The 20,753-nt window shown below is 55.0% G+C and carries 20 protein-coding genes, 1 pseudogene and 1 other annotated feature (1 of these 22 only partly in view); of the genes and pseudogenes, 8 read left to right on the top strand and 13 right to left on the bottom strand.

Going from position 1 to position 20,753, the window contains the following annotated elements:
* Positions 1 to 9 precede the first annotated feature (9 nt).
* Entirely contained in the window at positions 10 to 1,326 is a 1,317-nt protein-coding gene (gene fucP / locus ROR01S_RS20880; protein ID WP_064359847.1) for an L-fucose:H+ symporter permease, read from the bottom strand.
* Between the two features lie 27 nt (positions 1,327 to 1,353).
* Positions 1,354 to 2,274 carry a ribokinase gene (gene rbsK / locus ROR01S_RS20875; RefSeq protein WP_004869105.1) on the bottom strand — a complete coding sequence of 307 codons (921 nt, stop codon included), beginning with the start codon at positions 2,272 to 2,274 and terminating at the stop codon, positions 1,354 to 1,356.
* Between the two features lie 336 nt (positions 2,275 to 2,610).
* On the opposite strand from rbsK, the gene ROR01S_RS20870 reads away from it, so the two are divergent.
* Positions 2,611 to 3,402, top strand: a complete 792-nt coding sequence (locus tag ROR01S_RS20870; RefSeq protein WP_004869108.1) for a DeoR family transcriptional regulator — start codon at positions 2,611 to 2,613, stop codon at positions 3,400 to 3,402.
* A 148-nt stretch (positions 3,403 to 3,550) separates the two neighbouring features.
* Here the strand turns inward: ROR01S_RS20870 and ilvN are convergent, their stop codons facing one another.
* The 3 genes from ilvN to ivbL form a co-directional block, all read right to left on the bottom strand.
* Positions 3,551 to 3,841 (bottom strand): acetolactate synthase small subunit, encoded by a 291-nt coding sequence (ilvN, locus tag ROR01S_RS20865; RefSeq protein WP_004869110.1) that lies wholly within the window; start codon positions 3,839 to 3,841, stop codon positions 3,551 to 3,553.
* 3 nt (positions 3,842 to 3,844) lie between these two features.
* On the bottom strand, positions 3,845 to 5,533 hold the full coding sequence (gene ilvB / locus ROR01S_RS20860) for an acetolactate synthase large subunit (protein ID WP_044023576.1): 1,689 nt from the start codon (positions 5,531 to 5,533) through the stop codon (positions 3,845 to 3,847).
* Positions 5,534 to 5,634: 101 nt separating this feature from the next.
* Entirely contained in the window at positions 5,635 to 5,730 is a 96-nt protein-coding gene (ivbL, locus tag ROR01S_RS26490; protein WP_004869113.1) for an ilvB operon leader peptide IvbL, read from the bottom strand.
* 549 nt (positions 5,731 to 6,279) lie between these two features.
* Here ivbL and tisB point away from each other — a divergent pair.
* The 4 genes and pseudogenes from tisB to emrD all read left to right on the top strand — a co-directional run.
* Positions 6,280 to 6,394: pseudogene (gene tisB, locus ROR01S_RS20855) on the top strand (type I toxin-antitoxin system toxin TisB); the annotation flags it as partial.
* A gap of 90 nt (positions 6,395 to 6,484) precedes the next feature.
* Positions 6,485 to 6,931 carry a GNAT family N-acetyltransferase gene (locus tag ROR01S_RS20850; RefSeq protein ID WP_004869119.1) on the top strand — a complete coding sequence of 149 codons (447 nt, stop codon included), beginning with the start codon at positions 6,485 to 6,487 and terminating at the stop codon, positions 6,929 to 6,931.
* A gap of 69 nt (positions 6,932 to 7,000) precedes the next feature.
* Complete coding sequence (locus ROR01S_RS20845) at positions 7,001 to 7,834, top strand: EamA family transporter (RefSeq protein WP_004869121.1); 834 nt, start codon at positions 7,001 to 7,003, stop codon at positions 7,832 to 7,834.
* Positions 7,835 to 8,009: 175 nt separating this feature from the next.
* A complete protein-coding gene (gene emrD, locus ROR01S_RS20840) occupies positions 8,010 to 9,194 on the top strand; it encodes a multidrug efflux MFS transporter EmrD (RefSeq protein ID WP_004869124.1) in 1,185 nt (394 codons plus the stop codon).
* A gap of 66 nt (positions 9,195 to 9,260) precedes the next feature.
* Here the strand turns inward: emrD and dsdC are convergent, their stop codons facing one another.
* On the bottom strand, positions 9,261 to 10,187 hold the full coding sequence (gene dsdC, locus ROR01S_RS20835; protein WP_015585471.1) for a DNA-binding transcriptional regulator DsdC: 927 nt from the start codon (positions 10,185 to 10,187) through the stop codon (positions 9,261 to 9,263).
* A gap of 225 nt (positions 10,188 to 10,412) precedes the next feature.
* Between dsdC and dsdX the strand changes: the two genes are divergently transcribed.
* Positions 10,413 to 11,750 carry a D-serine transporter DsdX gene (gene dsdX, locus ROR01S_RS20830; RefSeq protein WP_015585470.1) on the top strand — a complete coding sequence of 446 codons (1,338 nt, stop codon included), beginning with the start codon at positions 10,413 to 10,415 and terminating at the stop codon, positions 11,748 to 11,750.
* 17 nt (positions 11,751 to 11,767) lie between these two features.
* Positions 11,768 to 13,096 (top strand): D-serine ammonia-lyase, encoded by a 1,329-nt coding sequence (gene dsdA / locus ROR01S_RS20825; RefSeq protein ID WP_015585469.1) that lies wholly within the window; start codon positions 11,768 to 11,770, stop codon positions 13,094 to 13,096.
* Between the two features lie 47 nt (positions 13,097 to 13,143).
* Here dsdA and ROR01S_RS20820 read toward each other — a convergent pair whose 3' ends face one another.
* The 4 genes from ROR01S_RS20820 to ROR01S_RS20805 form a co-directional block, all read right to left on the bottom strand.
* Positions 13,144 to 13,506, bottom strand: a complete 363-nt coding sequence (locus ROR01S_RS20820; protein ID WP_004869136.1) for a DUF202 domain-containing protein — start codon at positions 13,504 to 13,506, stop codon at positions 13,144 to 13,146.
* A complete protein-coding gene (locus ROR01S_RS20815; RefSeq protein WP_004869139.1) occupies positions 13,496 to 13,843 on the bottom strand; it encodes a YidH family protein in 348 nt (115 codons plus the stop codon). The genes ROR01S_RS20820 and ROR01S_RS20815 overlap by 11 nt, the downstream gene beginning before the upstream one ends.
* Positions 13,844 to 13,951: 108 nt before the next feature.
* Entirely contained in the window at positions 13,952 to 15,274 is a 1,323-nt protein-coding gene (locus ROR01S_RS20810; protein ID WP_004869142.1) for a 6-phospho-alpha-glucosidase, read from the bottom strand.
* The gene (locus ROR01S_RS20805; RefSeq protein ID WP_004869143.1) at positions 15,271 to 16,893 is read right to left on the bottom strand and encodes an alpha-glucoside-specific PTS transporter subunit IIBC; all 1,623 of its coding nucleotides are present in this window, start codon (positions 16,891 to 16,893) and stop codon (positions 15,271 to 15,273) included. The genes ROR01S_RS20810 and ROR01S_RS20805 overlap by 4 nt, the downstream gene beginning before the upstream one ends.
* A 298-nt stretch (positions 16,894 to 17,191) precedes the next feature.
* On the opposite strand from ROR01S_RS20805, the gene ROR01S_RS20800 reads away from it, so the two are divergent.
* Positions 17,192 to 17,938, top strand: coding sequence for a GntR family transcriptional regulator (locus ROR01S_RS20800; protein ID WP_004869145.1), 747 nt, complete (start codon positions 17,192 to 17,194; stop codon positions 17,936 to 17,938).
* Here ROR01S_RS20800 and ROR01S_RS20795 read toward each other — a convergent pair.
* The 3 genes from ROR01S_RS20795 to ibpA all read right to left on the bottom strand — a co-directional run bounded on the left by ROR01S_RS20795 (position 17,906) and on the right by ibpA (position 20,702).
* Positions 17,906 to 19,567: a putative transporter gene (locus ROR01S_RS20795; protein ID WP_004869146.1), complete on the bottom strand. Its 1,662-nt coding sequence runs from the start codon at positions 19,565 to 19,567 to the stop codon at positions 17,906 to 17,908. The two genes, ROR01S_RS20800 and ROR01S_RS20795, sit on opposite strands and share 33 nt — an antisense overlap.
* A gap of 177 nt (positions 19,568 to 19,744) precedes the next feature.
* On the bottom strand, positions 19,745 to 20,173 hold the full coding sequence (gene ibpB / locus ROR01S_RS20790) for a small heat shock chaperone IbpB (protein WP_015585468.1): 429 nt from the start codon (positions 20,171 to 20,173) through the stop codon (positions 19,745 to 19,747).
* A 115-nt stretch (positions 20,174 to 20,288) separates the two neighbouring features.
* Positions 20,289 to 20,702 (bottom strand): small heat shock chaperone IbpA, encoded by a 414-nt coding sequence (ibpA, locus tag ROR01S_RS20785; RefSeq protein ID WP_004869150.1) that lies wholly within the window; start codon positions 20,700 to 20,702, stop codon positions 20,289 to 20,291.
* Positions 20,696 to 20,753: a sequence feature (ROSE (Repression Of Heat Shock gene Expression) occurs in the 5'-region of heat shock genes and acts as an RNA thermometer to modulate expression.), on the bottom strand; it runs 16 nt beyond the window's last position. (Overlaps the previous gene by 7 nt.)

The raw sequence follows: 20,753 nt of genomic DNA, 5'->3' as shown, positions 1-20,753 counted from the left end.
TCGTTCTCCTCAGGATGCCGTCGCTTCAGTCAGCGCACGGCGGACTTTGCATTCACGCCAGAAATAGACGCCGACGTAGATGAAGCACAGCATCGGTACCAGGAAAGAGACCTGCAGCGAGTGGAACATATCCGCCACGAAGCCCTGAATCGCTGGGACGACGGCGGCACCAATAATCGCCATCACAATCACCGCACCGGCCATTTCAGTATGTTCGTTATCCACCGTATCAAGCGTACCGGCATAGATGGTTGCCCAGCACGGCCCGAACAGCACGCTCACCAGCACCGCCACGTAGACCGCGCTAAAGCTCGGCGCCAGCGCCACGTACGCAAGGAACAGTGCGCCGATAACCGAGTAGAGAATCAGCACTTTTTCCGGCGTGAAGCGGGTCATTAAAATGTTGGCGATAAACTTGCCAATAAAGAAGCAGGCAAAGCTATAGACCATAAACGTTGAGGCATCGCGCTCGTTGATATCACCCAGTTCCAGCGCAAGGCGAATGGTGAACGACCAGACGGTGACCTGCATACCGACATACAGGAACTGGGCGGCAATTCCGCGACGAAAACGTGCGTTGGTGGCCAGGTAGCGCAGCGTGTCGGCTGCCGACGGGCGTTTATAGTTCGCCGTCTGCGCAACTTTACAGGTCGGGAAGCGCGTCAGCAGGAACAGCACCATAACCACCACCAGTACCATGATCATGTACTTGTAAGGCTCAAGGGTGTTTTCCAGCATCAGAACTTTAAAATTATGAATCTGCTCGGCATTCATCCCGGCCATCTGTTTTTCCAGACTTTCGCCATCGGAAAAGACCAGATATTTACCCAGCAAAATACCGGCTGCCGCGCCAATCGGATAAAAGGTCTGGCTGATGTTCAGGCGCAGCGTGGCATGGCTTTTCGGGCCGATCATCGAACTGTAGGTGTTCGCTGCCGTCTCGAGAAAGCTCAGGCCGATGGCGATCGCGAAAATCGCGGCCAGGAACATGGTGTAGGTTGCCATGTGCGAAGCCGGGAAAAAGAGCGTACAGCCGACGATATAAAGCGTCAGCCCCGTGAGAATAGCGACCTTATAGCTGGTGTTTTTAATCACTAACGACGCCGGAATCGCAATTAAAAAATAACCGCCATAAAATGCGCTCTGGACCAACGCGGAGGCAAAGTTACTTAATGCAAATACGCTTTTAAACTGCGTAATTAAAATATCATTTAAGGCCGCAGCACATCCCCATAACGGGAATAAGCAGGATAACAAAATAAACTGGAACAGAGGCGTTTTGTTCAGATAGCCGTCAGGCATCTGAATGATGTTTTTATCGTTCATAGTGCTACCTTTTACAGTGCAGGGTGATTATTCGTTTAACGACAGATATTCATTAAACTGCTCGATACTGGGATAAGACGATTGCGTGCCTTTGCCGGTGACGCTGAAGGCGGCAAAGAGAGCGGCTTTTTTCATGGCGGATTCAACATCTCCGCTCTGGACGTAATAGTGAGCAAAGCAACCGATAAAGGCATCGCCTGCGCCGCTGGTATCTACCGCGCTGACTTTAAATGCCGGGACATGCACTTCCTGAGTGCGCGTCATCCACAGCGCGCCTTTCTCACCCATGGTCACAATAATATTATTGAGACCTTTTTCAACGAGGCTCCGGGCGGCGGCACGAATATTATCGTAAGTATCAACAGGCAGGCCGGTTAATATCTCCAGCTCGGTCTCATTGGGAACAAAGAAATCACATTTACAGGCATAAGACATATCTAATTCGCGCAGAGCCGGCGCTGGATTTAATAACACTTCAATGCCGTGCTTTTTACCAAATTCGATAGCGTGGTATACCGTTTCCAGCTGAACCTCAAGCTGTAAAACAATCAGCTGGCATTTTTTTAAATCCTCGGCGGCGCGATCGATATCTTCAGGAGAGAGGAACTTGTTGGCGCCTTTAATAATAAGAATGCTGTTGCTGGAGTTGGCATTCACAAAGATCGGCGCCACGCCGCTGCTGGTGCAGGGGACTTTCTCAACATAGGTGGTATTGATGCCCCAGGACTCAAGATTGCGAATCGTGTTATCCGCAAAGATGTCATCCCCTACCTTGGTCAACATCAGCACTTTCGAATTGAGCTTCGCGGCCGCAACGGCCTGGTTGGCCCCTTTTCCGCCGCAGCCAATTTTGAACGCCGGCGCCTCAAGGGTTTCCCCCTCTTTCGGCATCTGGTTGGTGTAGGTGATGAGATCCACCATGTTGGAGCCAATAACCGCGATATCCATTTTACTACCTCTCAGAAACAATCACACAACAATGATATTATCGTAACATTATCATGTTACTTTAGTACCATTTGTGACCATGATCGCGATTGCAGTATCATTCCGTGTTTATTTATCATCCAGAAAAATGTGGGCAATCGAGAGAGGAAGAAAAATAAAAATCAAAAAACACAATATAACAAACTGAAAATAAACAGATTATTTTGACAAAAACGAGATCGAACGGACTTTTAATTCGCAAGGGGCCGCAGTATAGTAATGTGAATGCATAATGTTTCAGCAGGGACAAAAATGTTACCAAAGGAACATTTGCCAAATGAATTGCGGAGAGTGTGAATGGAGACCAAGCAAAAAGAACGTATACGTCGTCTGATGGAACTGCTGAAGAAAACCGACCGAATCCATCTTAAAGACGCCGCGCGTATGCTGGAGGTCTCTGTGATGACGATTCGCCGGGATCTCAGCCAGGAAAACGACGAACCGCTGCCGCTCACGCTGCTAGGCGGCTACGTGGTGATGGTCAACAAACCCTCATCGCCTTCCGTTACGCCAGCGCTGGCGACAAAACCGGCCCATCATCGCGACGATCTGCCCATTGCCATCCTCGCCGCCGGCCTGGTCAGCGAAAACGACCTGGTCTTTTTTGATAACGGCAGCGAAATGCCGCTGGTCATCAATATGATCCCCGATGACATTACCTTTACCGGCATTTGCTATTCACATCGGGTGTTTATGGCCTTAAATGAAAAGCCCAACGCCACCGCCATCTTATGCGGCGGCACCTATCGGGCGAAGAGCGATGCCTTCTACGATACCGGCAACCCCTCGGCGCTGGATTCACTCAATCCGCGGAAAGTGTTTATCTCCGCCAGCGGCGTTCACGAACATTTTGGCGTCAGCTGGTTTAACCCCGACGACCTCGCCACGAAACGTAAAGCGATGGATCGCGGCCTGCGAAAAATCCTGCTCGCGCGCTACGCGCTGTTCGACGATGTTGCGCCTGCCAGTATTGCGCCGCTGCCGGCATTTGATGTGCTGATCAGCGATCGTCCGTTACCGGCAGACTATGCCACGCACTGCCGGAACGGGTCGGTAAAAGTCATCACGCCGGACTCCGAAAGCGAATAACTTAGCGCCATCCCACCAGACGTAGATTGTTGCAGCCAGTCTGGACACGGACAGCGCGGAAAAACCAGAGCGTACACGCAGTACGTGATGATTTGGCGCACTGCCCAGGGCCAGAGTGGCACATAAAATAGCCTACCGGGCCAGGCTCTTACTCAAAGAAGACGGCAATTTTATTAAACATGGAAGGATCGGACTGGTTACGCGCCACCTTCTCTACGTCCTCCAGTTTTTCAATCTGACTGATCATCTGCCCCAGCCGCTGATCATCATTCACCAGGAGCCAGATGCGGCTGTGGTTGCTGTTTTGAATCGGTAAACAGAGAATACCTTCCACGTTGAACGCGCGGCGGGCAAACAGGCCACAGACGTGGGTCATCACTCCCGGATGGTTGCGGACGGTGAGTTCCAGAATAACGTTGTCATGAGTCTGCTGTTGCATGGTTTATTCCCCCACCATTTCTGTATTTGCCGCTCCCGGCGGAACCATCGGATACACTTTTTCTTCCGCATCAATACGCACATGAATCAGCGCCGGACCGGGACGATCGATGATCGCCTGCAGCGCTGCCTGCGGGTCAGCTTCGTGATTTAAATCGCAGGTTTGCAGACCAAAGCCAGCGGCAATCTGCATAAAATTAATCATTCCGGGATAGGTCGCAGCAAATACCCCCTGCTGATAGAACAGGCTCTGTTGCTGATAGACCAGCCCCAGCGCTTCGTTATTCATCAGGATGATTTTCACATCCAGCTGGTTTTCAGCCGCGGTGGCCATCTCCTGAATGTTCATCATCAGGCTGCCGTCGCCGGAGAAGCAGATGACTTTGCGCTGTGGATTCGCCAGCGCCGCACCGACCGCTGCCGGCAGACCGAATCCCATGGTTCCCAGCCCACCGGAAGTCAGCCATTGGCGCGGGCGATTCAGCGGATAAGCCTGCGCAACCCACATCTGATGTTGACCAACGTCAGTGGTGACGATCGCTTCATCGTTAACGCAGGCGGCAACGGCGTTGATCAGGCCATAATGCGTGAGCGGGTCGCTCTCCTGCGGAATCGGGGAAGGAAACTCACGCTGCAGGTCCGCCACCAGCTGGCGCCACTCGTCGCGCGACTGGGCGGCGACCTGCGGCGTCAGCTGCGCCAGAACGTCAGCCACATCCCCTTGAATCGCCACGTGCGGCTGCTTGATTTTACCCAGTTCGGAACGGTCGATATCGACGTGAATAATTTTCGCGTTCGGGCAGAACTGCTCGGTTTTACCAATCGCCCGGTCATCAAAACGCGCACCTAAAACAATCAGTAAATCCGCTTCTTGCAGAATAAAGTTAGTGCTACGCGCGCCGTGCATGCCCAGCATGCCCAGCGACAGCGGATGCGCCTTCGGCAGCATCCCCAGCGCCATCAGGGTCATCGTGGTAGGCAAGTTCGCTTTTTCCGCCAGCGCACGCACCTGCTCAGGCGCGTTAATCACGCCGCCGCCCAGATAAAGTACCGGGCGCTTAGCCGCATTGATCATGGCTGCCGCGTCGTGGACGCTGGCGCTGTCAAATGTCGGCGGTGCGGTGCGCGCACCCGGCTCCGGTAACACCTCCAGCTCGATGGTCGCCGTCTGCACATCCTTAGGAATATCTATCCACACCGGACCCGGGCGGCCGGACTGGGCGATGCGAAAGGCGTCGCTCATCACCTGCGGCAGTTCAGCAATATCGCGGACCAGGTAGTTATGTTTGGTGATGGGGATAGAGATACCGTAGGTGTCGACTTCCTGGAACGCATCGGTCCCAATCATCGATGCCGGAACCTGGCCGGTAATGCACACCAACGGAATCGAGTCCAGACGCGCATCGGCGATGGCGGTGATCAGGTTGGTGGCGCCCGGGCCGCTACAGGCCATGCAGACCGCCGGTTTGCCCTCAGTACGCGCCATCCCCTGAGCGATAAAGCCCGCGCCCTGTTCGTGACGCGCCAGAACGTGGCGAATCTGCGTGCTTTGGCTTAATGCGTCATAGATGGGAAGGATAGAGCCGCCCGGGATGCCTGCAACGGTCGTAATCCCCTGGCGTTCCAGTAAATGAATAACTAACTGTGCGCCGGTAAAGCGCATTTTTTCTGATGTTGTGCCCGAACTTGCCATGCTCCAGTCCTTTTATTTTGAGCCGACTTACCGGGCGAGTGTCGAAAAAAAACCCCGCTCGGTTTGCGCCGGCGGGGTTTGGAATCGTGTTGTTCCGGACCCTACGGCGCATTGCCGACGACGACCACCACACGCACGACGACCACCGCGGCAGGCGCGGTTTTTAGTAGAGTCGAAGTCAGAATGGAAGCGTTCATTAGGGACCTGTTGTGTCGAAAATTTAACTGAATTTATACAAACACAGCCGCCGCCATTAAACAACGGATTTATTTTCATCCACGAGGATTTGTGTGAAGGATCACAATTTCTAACCGGTCGAAAAAAACAAAAAACCCCGCCGGAGCGAGGTTTTTCTCAGTATGTTTACGGCTGGTAACCGCAAGTACACTGTATTACGTCAACGCTGAAAGTATACGCGCGCGCAGACGTTCACGCAATTTTCACCCCGGTTTTTGCCAAAGTAGAGTATGGATGGCGAGCGCAATTTTGTCGAGAAAATACTGTTTATATATACAGTATTTGTTTATACTGAAAACGTTCACGTTGTGTCATTCGGGGCCGCATGTATCACCGGCGCAATAAAGTCCTGGCTGAAACGGGTGGTGCCGTCAGCGCCTTAACCCCGAGAGAGCACACTGTGTTACGTCAACAAATACGCTAATGTCTTCTGGTCACGGTAACGTGTCCCGGCAGACGGCGTATACCCTGGCTGGCAACAGGCGGCGGAAAGGTACGCCAGCCGGTCGTGCTCCTGTACCAGAGGAGACGCGTATGGGTGCCGTGGATATTGTTGTTCTTATCCTGAAACTCATGGTTGCCGTGTTGCAACTGCTTGATGCTGTCCTGAAACAGCTGCGCTGATTCAGGTTCAAGTCGCACCTGAGAGGGGCGGGAAACCGCCCCTCTACAGGCGGTTCCCATTAACCTTATGCTGACTTGCTGGAGAAAATCATGCCACCGCTGTTGATTGCCGCCACCACGCCCGACGACCCCGGGTTTCTTGCTTTGCGCAGTGAAAGCCTCGCCCAACATTTCAATATGCTGCGCCGCCTGGCGGAGAACTGGCAAAGCGGGAAAAACCGCTTCAGTGCGCCAGGTGAAAAACTGCTGGGCGCCTTTGTCGGCGGTCAGCTGGTGGGAGTTTGCGGGCTGAATGTTGACCCCTTCAGCCCGCAGCTGCGAACCGGACGCATCCGCCATTTATACATCAGCGACGCCTTTCGTCGGCGGAAAATTGGCCAGCAGCTGCTGGTGGCCGTCATCACCCACTCCGGCACCTGGTTTGATTTTCTCAACACTCATGCGCCGCCGTCGGCGTGGCCGTTTTATGAATCGCTTGGATTTCGCCCGGTTTATGATGAGCCGCGGGTCACTCATCGCCTGTTCTGTTCGCTTTAAGCGCGGCTGGCCGGGTGAAAACGCCCGTGTTACAGTTCCAGGACCCGGCCACTCACCCGCACCCCTGTCATGACGATAACCGTTTTCTGCGTTCTGCTGTTCGCCGCTCTGCTGCATGCCAGCTGGAATGCTATCGTCAAAGCAAGTGGAGATAAGCTGTACGCGGCAATTGGCGTGAGCGGCTCTGCCGCGCTTATCGCCCTCGCGGCCTTGCCTTTCGCGCCGCAGCCCTCCCTGGCCAGCGTGCCGTATCTGGTACTTTCCAGCGCATTGCAGGTGGTCTACACCGTTCTGGTCGCCAAAACCTACCAGGTCTCCGACATGAGCCAGACCTATCCACTGATGCGCGGCACCGCGCCGCTGCTGGTGGCGGTGATTAGCGTCGCGTTCCTCGGCGACGCGCTGTCGCCGCTGGCATGGACGGGAATTGGCGTAATCTGTCTGGCGATCCTCGCCATGGCCTGCAACGGCCGGGCCAGCTCCGGCTACGGCATCACCCTCGCACTGATCAACGCCTGTTTTATCGCCGGCTATACGTTGCTTGATGGTACCGGCGTGCGGTTATCGGATACGGCGCTGGGCTACACGCTATGGTCCTTTTTTATGAACGGCTGCTGTCTGCTGAGCTGGTCTATGGTCTATCGACGCCAGGAAGCCAGCCGCTATCTACGTCAGCACTGGAAAAAAGGCGCCATCGGCGGCCTGAGTACCATGGGATCGTACGGCCTGGCGCTGTGGGCGATGACCCAGGCACCGCTGGCCGTGGTGGCCGCGCTGCGAGAAACCTCGATTTTATTCGGCGCCGTCATCGCGTTTGCGCTGCTCAAAGAGAAGCTTATCGCCCTGCGAATCGTCGCCGCCTGCGGCATTGCGGCGGGCGCTATTCTGCTGCGTCTCTCCTAGTGCAGAATGGCAACATTTGTTGCCGATTATTGTTTACAAAACCTGCCTGAAATCCCTCCTCAATCATCGTCATATAGTTGTACTGTCATTTTTATGTGGTAGATTCCTCCAGAATTTAAGGGATGTGCCAGTCACATATTCTTCATTTACCTCTACTCACGAAGTATTCATCGACATGAAACGGCATAAGAACTTCACTTTGTTGTTGATGCTGGTACTGCTGGTGGCCGTTGGCCAGATGGCGCAGACCATTTATATCCCGGCGATCGCCGATATGGCTATCTCGCTGAACGCCCGCGAAGGGGCCGTGCAGAGCGTAATGGCGGCCTATTTGCTGACCTATGGCGTCTCTCAGCTCTTTTATGGCCCGCTGTCTGACCGCGTAGGAAGACGTCCGGTGATCCTCATCGGGATGTCTATCTTTATGCTGGCGACGCTGGTTGCTATCACCACTCACAGCCTGACGGTGCTGATTATCGCCAGCGCCATCCAGGGTATGGGAACCGGCGTCGGCGGTGTAATGGCGCGCACGCTGCCGCGCGATCTGTATGAAGGTGCCCAGCTCAGACATGCCAACAGCCTGTTAAATATGGGTATTTTGGTCAGCCCGCTGCTGGCACCGCTGATTGGCGGTATCCTCAATACGCTGTGGAGCTGGCGTGCCTGCTACGCTTTCCTGTTGATTTTGTGTGCGGGCGTGACCTTTAGCATGGCGCGCTGGATGCCTGAAACCCGTCCTGCTGGCGCACCGCGCTCCCGACTGGCGACCAGTTACAAAACGCTTTTCGGCAATACCGCGTTCAACTGCTATCTGCTGATGCTGATTGGCGGTCTCGCCGGAATCGCCGTGTTCGAAGCCTGTTCCGGCGTGCTGATGGGCGCCGTGCTGGGCTTAAGCAGCATGGCGGTGAGTATTCTGTTTATTCTGCCCATCCCGGCGGCTTTTTTCGGTGCCTGGTTTGCCGGACGCCCGCATAAACGTTTCCCGACCCTGATGTGGCAATCGGTGATTTGTTGTCTGCTGGCGGGCATTATGATGTGGATCCCTGGCCTGATGGGCATCATGACCGTCTGGACGCTGCTGGTGCCTGCGGCGCTGTTTTTCTTCGGCGCCGGCATGCTATTCCCGCTGGCGACCAGCGGCGCGATGGAACCCTTCCCGTTCCTCGCCGGGACGGCAGGCGCGCTGGTGGGCGGCCTGCAAAACATCGGCTCCGGCGTCCTGGCCTGGCTCTCGGCGATGATGCCGCAGACCGGTCAAAGCAGCCTGGGGCTATTGATGATGCTAATGGGACTGCTGATTCTACTGTGCTGGCTACCGCTGGCTTCACGTTTCAGCCGCCACCAGCAGCCGGTTTAAGCGCCGCAATTTCCCCGGATAGCGGCCTGCACCTGATTCAGGCGTCCGCTTCGCGTCCGGGGAAAATCATTGCGCCAGGCTTTGTAGCCAGTGAATAAACGCGTCTATTTTCGGCCACTGCCGCCCCGCTAACGTGGTCACATAATAGTGCTGGTGGCATTTCAGCGTCATCTCGCCAAAGGGCGCAATCAGCTCTCCGCTCGCCAGACGCTTTTGAACCAGCCGCTTACGCCCCATCGCCACGCCAACATGGTTCATGGCAGCAATCACCGCCAAATCTGAACGATCGAAGCCAATACCCGACGATTGCGGCAAGTTAACCCCAAAGTGCTGCGCCCAGCTAAACCATTCGTCGGTGCCAGAATCATTGCTCCAGGCCTGACGATCGTGCAGCAGGGTGCAATGTTGCAGATTGTCGGGATGTTGCTGGAGCTGATGCTGCCGGGCATAGTCCGCCGTGCAAACCGGTACGATTGCTTCATCCATCAGATAATGGTGGGTTAATTGCGATGAAGGCAGATCGTCGAAATAGAGCGCCAGATCGATACCCGCTCGCTGCATATTCACGTTATCGTTGCCGGTGAGGACAGTAAGCGATATCGACGGATAGCGGCGAGTAAAGTCCCCGAGCGCCGGTACCAGCCAGCACTGGGCGATCGACGGGCGTGAGTAGACGGTCAGCGTACCTGACAGCTCCTGGTTTTTGATATCCAGAATCTCCTGGTTCAGGCTGTCCAGCGAGGATTTCAGCGCCCAGAACACCCGCCGCCCCTCATGGGTTAACTCCACTTTCCGATGAGAGCGCACAAAAAGCTGAATACCCAGCTCTTCCTCCAGCTGATTCATCCGGTGGCTCACGGCGCTGGGGGTCAGCGACAGCTCTTCCGCCGCCAATGCGAAAGATTCATGCCGTGCGGCGACCTCAAAGGTATACAGCTTTGACAGCTGCCAGCCGTTGAGCAGCCGGTTACCTATCTCTTTAGCGACATCCATCGTCCGGTTCCCCTGATTTTTTACCGCTGATTGTAAGAAAAATGGTCGCTGTGCATGGGTTTAAAGATGAAAAAAAGTGACTCATAACGCAAATAAAAGCCATTTTTAGACTTTAATCACCATTTTGATTCAATCTAATTCACCTTAAGCGCCATTTATATCGTTTGTCAGCCGGTGTCGTTTTTCTGTTCAATAACCCCATCTTATTCACGGGCGAGGTGGGGTATGGAATCTCAGATTTGGGTTGTGAGCACGTTACTAATCAGCATTGTGTTGATTGTTTTGACTATCGTAAAACTGAAATTTCACCCCTTTCTGGCGCTGCTGTTAGCCAGTTTCTTCGTCGGCGCTATGATGGGGATGAGCCCGCTGGACATGGTCAACGCCATTGAAAATGGGATCGGTGGAACCCTCGGTTTCCTGGCGGCGGTGATCGGCCTCGGCACCATTCTTGGCAAAATGATGGAGATCTCAGGCGCCGCCGAACGTATCGGCCTGACGCTTCAGCGCTGCCGCTGGCTGTCGGTCGATGTGATCATGGTGCTGGTTGGCCTGATTTGCGGGATTACGCTGTTTGTCGAAGTTGGCGTGGTACTGCTGATTCCGCTGGCCTTTTCGATTGCCAAAAAGACCCACACCTCCCTGCTGAAGCTGGCGATTCCACTGTGTACCGCGTTAATGGCCGTACACTGCGTCGTACCGCCGCACCCGGCTGCGCTGTTCGTCGCCAATAAGCTGGGTGCCGATATCGGTACCGTGATTGTCTACGGTTTACTGGTTGGGTTGATGGCCTCGCTGGTTGGCGGCCCGCTGTTCCTGAAGCTGCTGGGCAACCGCCTGCCGTTCAAAGCGGTTCCTGCCGAGTTTGCCAATCTGGAAGTTCGTCAAGAAGAGACGCTGCCGTCGCTCGGCGCCACGCTGTTGACCATTTTGCTGCCGATCGCTCTGATGCTGGTGAAGACCATCGCCGAGCTGAATATGGCCAAAACCGGCACGCTGTATATGCTGCTGGAGTTTATCGGTAATCCGATTACCGCCATGTTTATCGCCGTCTTCGTGGCCTACTACGTCCTCGGCATCCGTCAGAATATGGGCATGGCCACGCTGCTGACCCATACCGAAAAGGGCTTTGGTTCTATTGCCAATATCCTGCTGATTATCGGCGCAGGCGGCGCGTTCAACGCGGTCCTGAAAACCAGCGGCCTGGCTGATTCGCTGGCGGTTATTCTCTCCGGTCTGCATATGCACCCGATTCTGCTGGCCTGGCTGGTGGCGCTGATTCTGCACGCGGCGGTGGGTTCTGCCACCGTTGCCATGATGGGAGCCACGGCCATCGTTGCGCCGATGCTGCCGCTCTACCCTGGCGTCAGTCCGGAGATCATCGCCATTGCCATTGGTTCCGGCGCAATTGGCTGCACGATCGTTACCGATTCCCTGTTCTGGCTGGTTAAACAATACTGCGGTGCGAGCCTGAGTGAGACGTTCAAATACTATACAACGGCAACATTTATCGCATCCTTACTTGCACTAGCCTGCACGTTCCTGCTTTCTTTCATCATCTGAGCGCAAAGAGACGTAATATGAAAAACGCTGACATGACCACTTTACTTGCCCGGTTCCCTCTGCTGAAGGATCTGGTTGACCTGAAAGAAACCACCTGGTTTAACCCGGCAACCACTTCGCTGGCGGAAGGTTTACCGTACGTTGGCCTGACGGCCGACGATGTCCAGGACGCCCGTGCCCGCCTTGAGCGCTTTGCGCCATATCTGGCGCAGGCATTCCCGGAAACCGCCGTCACCGGTGGGATTATCGAATCCGAACTGGTCGCTATCCCGGCAATGAAAGCACGGCTGGAGCAGGCGTTTGCCCGGCCCGTCAGCGGCGACCTGCTGCTGAAAAAAGACAGTCATCTGCCGATTTCCGGCTCCATCAAGGCCCGCGGCGGTATTTACGAGGTGCTGACCCACGCTGAAAAGCTGGCGCTGGAAGCGGGGTTACTTGCCACCGAAGATGACTATCGCAAGCTACTGACCCCGGAATTTAAGCAGTTCTTTAGCCAGTACAGCATCGCCGTCGGTTCCACCGGCAACCTGGGGATGTCGATTGGCATCATGAGCGCATGTATCGGTTTTAATGTCACTGTGCATATGTCTGCCGATGCCCGTGCATGGAAAAAAGCGAAGCTGCGCAGCCACGGCGTTACGGTGGTTGAATACGAACAGGATTACGGCGTCGCGGTCGAGCAGGGGCGTAAAGCCGCCGAAGCGGACCCCAACTGCTTCTTTATCGATGATGAGAACTCACGCACGCTGTTCCTCGGCTATGCCGTCGCAGGCGAGCGCCTGAAAGCGCAGTTTGCCCGCCAGGGACGCGTGGTCGATGCCGATCATCCGCTGTTTGTCTATCTACCGTGCGGCGTCGGCGGTGGCCCTGGCGGGGTTGCGTTTGGTCTGAAGCTGGCTTTCGGCGACCATGTACACTGTTTCTTCGCTGAACCCACGCACTCTCCTTGTATGTTGCTCGGCGTCCATACCGGCCTGCATGATGAGATTTCGGTCCAGGATCTGGGTATTGATAACCTGACTGCCGCCGACGGCCTGGCCGTTGGTCGGGCTTCCGGGTTTGTCGGCAGGGCCATGGAGCGTCTGCTGGATGGCTTCTATACCCTCAGCGACCAGACGATGTACGACATGCTGGGCTGGCTGGCGCAAGCTGAAAATATCCGCCTGGAGCCGTCAGCGCTGGCCGGCATGGCCGGACCGCAGCGCGTTTGCGCCAGCGAGACATATCAGCAGATGCACGGCTTCACGACCCGCCAGATGGACAACGCTACGCATCTGGTCTGGGCGACCGGCGGCGGCATGGTGCCGGAAGAAGAGATGGCGCAGTACCTGGCAAAAGGGCGTTAATACCACGGGTTCAGCGGCGGAGGATACGCCGTTGGGCCCACTTTCCGCTATGTCACACTCTGCAGAAATAACGCGATCTGCCGCAGATGCGTAGCCGCAAACATCAGCGACAGTGAAAGAACGGCGACGGCAATGAAAAACTTGTCACGTATCGCCTGCGGCTGAACAAAATCACTCTCGTCAACATCCATCAGATTACGGCGCCGCGTATAGCCCCACAGCACAACAGCCACTATCGCCAGGACGCCAATCGATAGCCAGAACAGCGCCCCCGCGCTATGCCAGTTATGTTTAATCGCCAGCGCCATCAGCGCCGCGTAGCCCAGCAACGTTCGAAACCAGGCCAGCGATGTCCGTTCCGGCTGCAGCCCCGGATCGCTTTCCCGCCGCGCCCGGCGCTTATCCGCCATACATAACCAGACCCATCACCACCACCACCACAATCACCAGCAAAAGACTGATCGCCAGCAGCGTTCTGGTGTAGGGCAGATCCTGCTTCAGGCGCATCGCTTTTTCGTTACTCAACCAGCGCAGGTAGCCATAAATCGCCAGGCCGCCGGCAAACAGACACAGCAATAGCGCCAGCACTTCGCGAATCAGCGGCGTGGCAAAATCCGGCGCCAGCTGATCTAAGCCAACCCCGGCGGCAAGAAAACCTAATGCCGTGCGGATCCACGCCAGAAAAGTACGTTCGTTGGCCAGCGAGAAGCGGTAATCCGGCGCTTCGCCGACGCGAGAAATTTTCATCAGGGTTCCTTGTTCGTAGCGCGAGCAGGCTTCAGCATAGCGTAATTTGTAACGAACAGGGGAGCAGCGCAAGAACCGGCACCCGATGGATGCCGGTTGGGGTGAGGATTAATGCAGTTCCGGCCAGTAGTCTTTGTTGGCCTCAATTAGGTCGTCGAGTATCGCTTTCGCGACGGATGCGCTGGGCACGGTTTTCGACAGCGTAATCGCCTGCCACAGCTTGTGATAAGAACGATGTTCCCAGGCATCCACCACCAGTTTCTCTACCGCCACCTGCTGGCTCATCATCCCTTTCTGGAAGTTTGGAATATCGCCGACCGTCAGCGGCTCTGGCCCGTTATGGCCGACCAGGCACGGAATTTCCACCATCGCATCGGCGTCAAAATTATGGATAGCGCCATTGTTCGGTACGATCAGCAGCATGCGCTCCTGGGTGTTGAAGGCGATGGCGGTCGCCAGATCCACGATGTATGAAGCGTGCTCGTCGATCTCCAGATCGCCGGCAGAAGATTTACCCGCGGCAATAATTGCCCGACAGGCGCTAAAGACATTTTTCTCGCGGTGATCCATGACCTCGTTAGCGCGGGTACGCGCCGGGTTGGAGTGCTCGACGACGTAATCCGGGAACAGGTAATACTTCAGGTAGGTGTTTGGCATGGTATCCGGATCCAGCGCCTGCACATCTTTCGCCTTAGCAAAGGTATCGTTCCAGCTGGCTTCGGTATGCGGATCGTTAGAAGGCGGCACATAACCATATTTCGCCACATGTTCGCGCAGTTTCGGCATCAGATCGTTACCCTGCAGATCCTCAATCGACGTCCACCAGCCGAAGTGGTTCAGCCCGTAGTAACGCACCCGCATCTGTTTACGATCTTTGAGGCCGACAATTTGCGCCATGCGCCCTTCAATGCCGATCGGCATATCGCAGATATTCAGGATTTTCGCATTCGGACGCAGGCGGCGCGTGGCTTCCGCGACAATTGCCGCCGGGTTGGAGTAGTTCAGCATCCAGGCGTTCGGCGAGTATTTTTCCATATAGTCCACCAGTTCCAGCACGCCACCGATAGAGCGCATGCCGTAGGCGATACCGCCAGGTCCGCAGGTTTCCTGACCCAGCACGCCGTGGCGCAGCGGGATTTTTTCATCTTTTTCACGCATCGGGTATTTGCCAACGCGAATATGCGCCATAACAAAATCCACGTCGGTAAAGGCCGCCTGCGGGTCGGTGGTATAGCTGAACTCAATTTCCGGCGCCTGCTCTTTAAGAATCACTTTACACGCTTCGGCGATGGTCTCCTGACGCGCGCCGTCGTTGTCATAAAATTTCAGTGCCCGCAGCGGGAAACGGTCCTGGTTTGCTAACAACATCAATACGATACCTGGTGTGAATGTACTGCCGCCGCCTGCGATAACAACTGAGAATTTTTTCATGATACTGCCTCCGTCATGGTGGTTTGTTCGGTCTGTAGAGAATTTTTCATCAGGGATTCCAGCTGGTCGCGAACCTGGGGAACATGCAGGCCCACGATGACCTGAATCCCGTTACCGCGACGCACCACCCCGTGAGCGCCCAGCGCTTTAAAGACGTCGTCGCTTTGTGTTTTCGCCATATCGACCAGCGTGATGCGAAGTCGGGTGGCGCAGTTGTTGACGCATTCGATATTGCTTGCGCCGCCCAGCGCCTGCAGAAAGCCTGCGGCCTGGCCTAATTTGGACTCTGTGGCACCCGCGGCGCTGGTTTTGCCGCGCGCCGCCTGATAATCCGCTTTGCTGTAGAGTTTGATTTCACTCTCTTCGCGGCCCGGAGTTTTCAGATTCAGACGCAGGATCAGGGCGCGGAAGATAACGAAGTAGATAGCGGTAAAGCACACCCCGATCCCTATCTGGATGAACATCATCGAGGCATGGTTGTGAAACATGGGGATCCAGTTTTGCGGCAGGAACTGGTCAAGCAGACCACCGCCGAAGTTGCCGACGACCCCGCACATATACATCACCGTCGCCATCGTGGCCGCCAGCACCGCGTGCACGGCAAACAGCAGCGGGGAGATAAACAGGAAGGTGAACTCCAGCGGTTCGGTAATCCCCACCAGCATGGCGGTCAGCGTCGCCGGAATCAGCAACCCGGCCACTTTGACGCGGTTTTCCGGCGCGGCGGTGAAATAGAGCGCCAGCGCAATCCCGACCGAACCAAAGACCTTGGAGTTGCCATGCAGGGCAAAACCGCCTTCCGGGAACAGGGCTTTCAGCGGTTCCGTACTCTGGCTGAACTCCTGCAGATGCTGGGCCCAGTAGACCTGGATACCGCCTTCCACCACCGCCGGGCCAAAAATAAACGGTCCGTAGACAAAGTGATGCAGGCCAGTGGGAATCAGAATGCGCTCAAGGAAAATATAGACCCAGACCCCTAGCGCCCCGGCAGAGCGTAAAAAAGCCTGCAGCGATTCAATGCCCATCTGCACCTTTGGCCACCCCAGTAACGTTAGCCAGGCGCAGGGGATCATCGCCAGGAAGGCAACGATAACGACAAATGAAGAGCCCTGGAAAATACCGAGAAACACCGGCAGCGGTTTATCAAAATAGCGGTTATGTAGCGCGGTGACGATCCCGGAAATCACAATCGCGCCGATGATACTGGTATCCAGCGTTTTAATGCCGGCAATCATCGTCAGGCCGCTACCGGCCGTGGGGTCGGCCGAAAAATCGACGCCGAAAAAGTGGCCCCAGGTCATGCCCATGGCGTTGATGAAGTAGTTCCACGTCAGGAAACTCACCAGCACGGCAAGGCAAGCTCGTCCCTGCGCCTGCTTCGCGAGGCCAATCGGTAAGCCGACGGCGAAAATCAGCGGCATGTTACGAAATACCGTCCAGCCGCCTTCTTCAATAATGTGAACAATCTGGGCAAATAAACTATCAGGTGCTGTAAGCGCTTCGCCGACAAACATCGGGTTGCGCAGCATAATGGCAATACCCACCACGATCCCGGCGAAAGGAAACAGTAAAACCGGGGTAAACATGGCACCGCCAAAACGTTGTATTTGACTGAGCATTTTAAAATCCTCATTTAACAACCAGTAGGGTAAGAGGCCTTATTTGTCTTGAGTATCGGCCTAAAGCGAGAATAGGAATTTACCCGTCCGACAACATGCGATGGCGTTGCGATTCGTGATCGCATTCATGGTTTTAATTTCCACAATGTTGTCTACTTTTTGAGTTAAAAATAGACATCATGAATTGCGCTGATTAAAACAGCAGAATGAACAAATAATATCTTTATGTATTTAAAGACATTATTAACAATACACATTGTTAACCTTCCCTTTTGAAAAGTGGAACAGAGGTCTACTGGTGATCTATAAATCCATCGCAGACAGATTGCGCCTTCGGTTAAATTCCTCCGATTTCAATATCGGCAGCCCGCTGCCGGGAGAGAAAAAACTGGCGGAAGAGTTCGGCGTGGCGCGGATGACAATCCGCAAAGCTATCGAACTGCTGATTAGCTGGGGACTGGTCGTTCGCCGCCACGGATCCGGTACCTTTGTCGCCCGCAAAGATGTGCATCACGAGACCACTAACCTCACCGGTCTGGCGGAAGTGTTACGCAAGCAGGGTAAAGAGGTGGTAAGCGAGGTGCTGATATTCGAAGTCATGCCGGCGCCGCCGGCAATTGCCAGCCAGCTACGAATACAAATCAATGAACGGATCTACTTCTCGCGCCGGGTACGTTACGTGGACGGCAAACCCCTGATGCTGGAAGACAGCTATATGCCGGTCAAACTGTTCCGTAACCTGTCGCTGGTGCATCTGGAAGGGTCAAAATTCGATTACATTGAGAAAGAGTGCGGGATAACCATTAGCGGCAACTATGAAAGCCTGACGCCGGTGCTGGCGGACAAGCAGCTGGCCCGGTCAATGAATGTCCCGGAACAGACGCCGCTGCTGCGGATTACCTCGCTTTCCTACAGCGACAGCGGTGAGTTTCTGAACTATTCGGTGATGTTCCGCAACGCCAGTGAATACCAGGTGGACTACCATCTGCGGCGCGTCCACCTGGAGACGCCGTTAACTCATCCCCCAGAACAACACGGCCAGTAGCTGCGGCGTAATGATGCGCAAAAACATCACCAGCGGATAGACCGTGGCATACGAGAGCGCCGCGGCTCCGCTGGTGGCATGCAGGTTGTTGGCGAACGCCAGCGCCGGTGGATCGGTCATCGACCCGGCCAGCATGCCGCACAGGGTCAGGTAGTTCATCTTCATCAGCAGCCGCGCCAGAATGCCAACCGTTAGCAGCGGAATTGCGGTAATAAAAATGCCGTAGGCTATCCAGCTCAGCCCGTCGCCTGCGGTCAGCGTGACGACAAAATCACCGCCGGACTTCAGCCCGACGACCGCCAGAAAGAGCACAATCCCCAGCTCACGGAGCGCGAGGTTGGCGCTCGGCGGCATAAACCAGTAGAGCTTCCCGATACTGCCGATTCGCCCGAGGATCAGCGCCATAATCAGGGGTCCACCGGCAAGCCCCAGCTTCAACGCCACCGGGAAGCCGGGAACAAACAGCGGAACAGACCCCAGTAAAACCCCGAGGCCAATGCCGATAAACACCGGCAGCATCTGAACCTGCTGCAATTTTTGCTGTGCGTTACCCAGCTCGGCGGCAACCGCATCAATGGCTTCCGGGCGGCCAACCAGGTTAAGAATATCACCGAACTGCAGGCTGGCATGGCTGCTGGCTACCAGCTCAACCCCAGCGCGATTAAGCCGCGAAATCACCACGTCATAGCGCTGTTTAAAATGCAGGTCGCGGATCCGCTTACCTAATACCTTCTCATTGGTGACCACCACCCGCTCAACTTTCAAATCCGTGCCGCGGGTTGAAAGCGAGGTGGAAACTTCCTTGCCGATAACCAGCTGCGCGTTATGCAAATCCTCCGGGCGCCCGACGAGGTGCAGGAGGTCGCCGGTTTGAATTAAGGTCCCCGGAGCCGGCACCATCAGCAGCTCGTCACGTTTAAGACGGGAGCAAATCAGCTTATCGCTGTTGAGCATCGGCACGTCCTGAATCGCCATGTTGTTCAGGTTCGGGTTTTCAACCCGGACGTTAATCGTTTGCAGAACCGCGTGTCCGTTTCCGCTGCTCTCATCAAACTGCTGAGCCTCTTTTTCGACGTTAACGCGAAAGAACAGACGCACCAGCCACATAGTCAGCAAAATGCCGCAAATACCAAACGGATAGGCCATGGCATAGCTCATCCCCATCTGATCAACAACGTCAAACGGTACGCCCAGATCGCGCAGAATTTGCTGCCCGGCCCCCAGCGCTGGCGTATTAGTGACTGCACCGGAGAAAATACCGAGCACCACCGGCAGCGGGATATCAAAGAGCTTATGCAGCACTGCGGTCACCAGCCCCCCAAGGATGACAATCAGGATGGCAAAGAGATTGAGCCGTAGCCCGGAGACGCGCAGAGAGGCGAAGAAACCCGGCCCCACCTGGATGCCGATGGTATACACGAAGAGAATCAGGCCAAATTCCTGAATGAAGTGCAGCATCGGGCTGCTAAGAGCGATACCCGCCTGGTCCACAAAGTGGCCAACGATAATGCCGCCAAACAGTACGCCGCCAATGCCAAACCCGACGCCGCGAATTTTGACATTACCGATCCACAATCCGACTACCGCCACCAGCGCCAGAACGCTGACGGTCAATGCTATATCACTCATCGTCTGTTCCCTGTGAATAACATTATCAATATCATGGATTATGGCTTAAGCCTCCGGGCCTGTATGCAGCCTGGCGCACAATAATCGGCGGGCCTGGATCGGCGAAAAACGGCGGGACGCCCTTTATAGCGGCCAAAAAAAAGCCCCGATGATCGGGGCTTTATCTGTCGTGTCGACTTAGCTGTCGAGCGCCGGACGCTCGCTAATCGCGATACGCTGCGGGATAACCACTTCCGGCTCGTTACGGGTTAAATCAATGTGCAGCAACCCGTTATTGAAGGTAGCGCCGGAGACTTCCATATTTTCAGCCAGGGTAAAGCTCAGGCTAAAGGCCTGACTGACTAACCCCTGGTGCAGCCATTTCGTCTCTTTGTCAGCCTGCTGCGGCGTACCTTTCACGCTCAGACGCGTCCCTTCCAGCTGAATATCCAGATCTTCCTGACGGAAACCGGCCAGCGCAAGGGTAATGCGATAGTGGTTATCGTCGCTTTTTTCAATGTTATACGGCGGGAAGCTCTGGCTTTCGCTGGTGGTTTGCAGTGCATTGGCCAGTTTGTCAAAACCGATCCATTGACGCAGCAGTGGGGATAAATCGTAGTTACGCATAATGTATTTCTCCTTCTATGAAGCGAGTTAATCTCTGCAAATCCTGTGGATTCGCATTTGCCCCCTGACGGCGAGCAAGTTTGCAGTATCGGGCCGCACGGCGGCCCGGATAAAATTAGTTAATTTCGATACGGCGCGGTTTGTCTGCTTCCGGAATCACGCGTTCCAGATCGATATACAGCAGGCCGTTCACCAGGTTTGCACCGCGGATATGGATATTTTCCGCCAACTGGAATTTGCGCTCAAAGTTGCGTTCCGCAATGCCCTGATAAAGATAGGTACGTTCTTTCTGCTCGGTTGCATGGGCGCCTTTGACGACCAGCAAATTATCCTGCGCGGTGATCTCCAGTTCGCTCTCGGCAAAACCGGCCACGGCAATAGCGATGCGATAATGGTTTTCATCTACCAGCTCAACGTTATACGGAGGGTAGCCGCCATTACTCTGGCTCTGATTGTTTTCTAACAGATTAAAAAGGCGGTCAAAACCAATAGCAGAACGATACAGCGGAGAAAGATCGAAATTACGCATAATAAAAAGCTCCTGAAATCAGCGAGAATTTATGACCTTCCATCATGGACA

It is taken from the genome of Klebsiella ornithinolytica NBRC 105727 = ATCC 31898 (assembly GCF_001598295.1).
GTDB lineage: Bacteria > Pseudomonadota > Gammaproteobacteria > Enterobacterales > Enterobacteriaceae > Klebsiella > Klebsiella ornithinolytica.
This window is presented reverse-complemented; position numbering and strand designations above follow the sequence as displayed.

Coding starts and splice junctions, on each gene's coding strand:
- fucP (WP_064359847.1), bottom strand. CDS start 1,326: ATGAACGATAAAAACATCATTCAGATGCCTGACGGCTATCTGAACAAA.
- rbsK (WP_004869105.1), bottom strand. CDS start 2,274: ATGGATATCGCGGTTATTGGCTCCAACATGGTGGATCTCATCACCTAC.
- ROR01S_RS20870 (WP_004869108.1), top strand. CDS start 2,611: ATGGAGACCAAGCAAAAAGAACGTATACGTCGTCTGATGGAACTGCTG.
- ilvN (WP_004869110.1), bottom strand. CDS start 3,841: ATGCAACAGCAGACTCATGACAACGTTATTCTGGAACTCACCGTCCGC.
- ilvB (WP_044023576.1), bottom strand. CDS start 5,533: ATGGCAAGTTCGGGCACAACATCAGAAAAAATGCGCTTTACCGGCGCA.
- ivbL (WP_004869113.1), bottom strand. CDS start 5,730: ATGAACGCTTCCATTCTGACTTCGACTCTACTAAAAACCGCGCCTGCC.
- ROR01S_RS20850 (WP_004869119.1), top strand. CDS start 6,485: ATGCCACCGCTGTTGATTGCCGCCACCACGCCCGACGACCCCGGGTTT.
- ROR01S_RS20845 (WP_004869121.1), top strand. CDS start 7,001: ATGACGATAACCGTTTTCTGCGTTCTGCTGTTCGCCGCTCTGCTGCAT.
- emrD (WP_004869124.1), top strand. CDS start 8,010: ATGAAACGGCATAAGAACTTCACTTTGTTGTTGATGCTGGTACTGCTG.
- dsdC (WP_015585471.1), bottom strand. CDS start 10,187: ATGGATGTCGCTAAAGAGATAGGTAACCGGCTGCTCAACGGCTGGCAG.
- dsdX (WP_015585470.1), top strand. CDS start 10,413: ATGGAATCTCAGATTTGGGTTGTGAGCACGTTACTAATCAGCATTGTG.
- dsdA (WP_015585469.1), top strand. CDS start 11,768: ATGAAAAACGCTGACATGACCACTTTACTTGCCCGGTTCCCTCTGCTG.
- ROR01S_RS20820 (WP_004869136.1), bottom strand. CDS start 13,506: ATGGCGGATAAGCGCCGGGCGCGGCGGGAAAGCGATCCGGGGCTGCAG.
- ROR01S_RS20815 (WP_004869139.1), bottom strand. CDS start 13,843: ATGAAAATTTCTCGCGTCGGCGAAGCGCCGGATTACCGCTTCTCGCTG.
- ROR01S_RS20810 (WP_004869142.1), bottom strand. CDS start 15,274: ATGAAAAAATTCTCAGTTGTTATCGCAGGCGGCGGCAGTACATTCACA.
- ROR01S_RS20805 (WP_004869143.1), bottom strand. CDS start 16,893: ATGCTCAGTCAAATACAACGTTTTGGCGGTGCCATGTTTACCCCGGTT.
- ROR01S_RS20795 (WP_004869146.1), bottom strand. CDS start 19,567: ATGAGTGATATAGCATTGACCGTCAGCGTTCTGGCGCTGGTGGCGGTA.
- ibpB (WP_015585468.1), bottom strand. CDS start 20,173: ATGCGTAACTACGATTTATCCCCACTGCTGCGTCAATGGATCGGTTTT.
- ibpA (WP_004869150.1), bottom strand. CDS start 20,702: ATGCGTAATTTCGATCTTTCTCCGCTGTATCGTTCTGCTATTGGTTTT.